Origin of the sequence: Aeromonas sp. HMWF017 (assembly GCF_003061465.1) — a bacterium.
In the GTDB taxonomy this organism is placed as follows: Bacteria; Pseudomonadota; Gammaproteobacteria; order Enterobacterales; family Aeromonadaceae; genus Aeromonas; species Aeromonas veronii.
The window spans coordinates 1-2052 of sequence record NZ_QAJD01000175.1 but is presented as its reverse complement, the minus strand read 5'-3'; the positions used below and the strand labels follow the sequence as shown (position 1 = coordinate 2052).

The 2052-nt window shown below is 63.2% G+C and carries 2 protein-coding genes; both read right to left on the bottom strand.

Going from position 1 to position 2052, the window contains the following annotated elements; all coding sequences use genetic code 11:
• Positions 1 to 37: 37 nt before the first annotated feature.
• Positions 38 to 1087: an oxidoreductase gene (locus DBR30_RS19420; protein WP_108541518.1), complete on the bottom strand. Its 1050-nt coding sequence runs from the start codon at positions 1085 to 1087 to the stop codon at positions 38 to 40.
• Positions 1088 to 1222: 135 nt separating this feature from the next.
• Positions 1223 to 2052 (bottom strand): MFS transporter (locus DBR30_RS19415; protein ID WP_108588488.1); only part of this gene is annotated, 830 nt, incomplete at its 5' end.

Sequence of the window (2052 nt, the reverse complement as noted above, 5' to 3'; positions counted from 1 at the left end):
GGTCAAGGTTGGTCAAGTACGGCCGATGACCCGTACCTTAGTCAGACAGCTTCTGACAGGGCAGCCGTTTTCCCTCAAGGTGGCTCTGGCGGGCCAGATCCAGCAGCGCCATCACCGCCAGCGCTTCACTTGCTGGCACCGGGTTGCTCCCTTCGCCCTTGATGGCGGCGCAGACACCGCGATAGTAGGCGCCATAATCCCCCGCCTCACCCACCACGCTCTGTTGCTGCAACTGACCATCGACAATGCGGCTGAGCTGACCGGGTTCGCTATCCATGCCCCAATCCGCCGCCGGGGGCCGCAAGCCCTGCTTGAGCTGATCTTCCTGCACATCCATACCGAATTTCACGAACGAGCCCTGGCTGCCGTGAATGACAAAGCGCGGCATGGTGGCTGAAACCAGACAGCTGCCATGCAGAATAACCCGCAGAGCACCGTAACCCAGCACCACATGGAAGTAGTCGTCCGCCAGTGCGCCGGGGCGCTGCTCGGCCAGATCGGCCTGCAACCAGTCCGGCTGGCCGAACAGCTGCAGCGCCTGATCCAGTACATGGGGGCCGAGATCGAACCAGAGGCCGGAACCCGGGCCGCCCGCTTCGCGCCAGCGCTGGCGCACTTCGGGGCGATAGCGATCGAAGTGGGATTCGAACTGGGCGATCTGCCCCAGCGTCCCTTCGGCAATCAAACGGCGCACGGTGAGAAAATCCCCGTCCCAACGACGGTTGTGGAAGATGCTGAGCAGTCGCTGCTGCTTTTCGGCCAGTTCGACCAGTGCTTTCGCTTCTGCCAGATCCAGAGCAAAGGGCTTGTCGATCACCACATGTTTGCCTGCCAGCAGCGCTTGGCGGGCCAGAGGAGCGTGGGTGTCGTTGGGGGTGGCGATCACCACCAGATCAACGGTCTCATCGCTTAGCACCTCCTCCAGTGAGCCGACCCGGCAGCCGGGCAGATCGGCCTGCACCTTGGCGGCATCGCGGCTTACCACCCAGCTCAGGGACAAGCCCTGCGTGGTGGAGAGGAAGGGGGCGTGAAAGGTCTTGCCTGCAAAGCCATAGCCCACCAGGGCTGCGTTGAGAATGTGGCTCATCGGGAGTTCTCCGCTGACATCGAGTGAGTGGGGTTGCCATCGCAGGCAATCTGCCGGATGGCCATACGCTGTAAAGGCGATACAAACGAGAAGGGGGCCGATGGCCCCCTGAGTGTGCCCATCAGAGCACAGGATTTATTGCAAACACAAGCGGCGGCCGCGTCGGGTCATCAGCATCACCAAGGGCGGCAGCAGCAGCCACATATGCAGCGCCAGCTGGCTGAGCGGGTCGTGCATCAGGGCGCCGGTCAGGCCAACCAGGGCGCCGGAGCCGCTCATCTGGAACAGGCCGAGCAGGGCCGCTGCGGTACCGGCGCAGTGGCCGAACGGTGCCAGCGCCATCCCGGCGGCAGCGCCCAGGATCATGGCAAAGCCGATGCTGGAGAGGAATACCGGCCCCATCATCGCCAGCGGATGTTCGATGTGCATGGCCAAAGTCAGGGTGATGGCCGAGAGCATCAACACCAGCAGGCCGATGCGCAGGGTGCGTCTTGGCCCTACCTTGGCGATAAAGCGCGGCGCCATGAAGCAGGCCAGAATGTTGAGCGCGGCGTTGGCGGTAAACCAGTAGCTAAAGCCGCTCATATCCAGCCCCAATTTCACCATCAGCTGCACCGGTGCGGCGGTGACATAAGCGAGGATCACCGCCATCGCCAGCATGCACAGCGCCGCGTTGAACAGGAAGCTGGGGGAGCGCAGCACCGGGCTGTAGCGAGACCAGCTGATGAGGGCCCCTTCGCTGCGAGTCTCTTCCGGACGGGTCTCCGGCATCCGCCACATCAGCCAGCTGCCGACGATGAGCGCATAACCGGCCATAAACCAGAAGTTGGCAGACCAGCCCGCCTTGGCGGTGAGCCAGCCGCCGAGCAGGGGCGCCAGCGCCGGAATAAAGCAGATGGCGCCATTGAGATAGGAGATCATCTGACCGCTCTTTTTCGGGCCATAGCTGTCACGCACCACCGAGA

What these genes read in the sequence shown, in the direction of transcription:
- DBR30_RS19420 (WP_108541518.1), bottom strand. Translation starts at nt 1,087, where the DNA reads ATGAGCCACATTCTCAACGCAGCCCTGGTGGGCTATGGCTTTGCAGGC.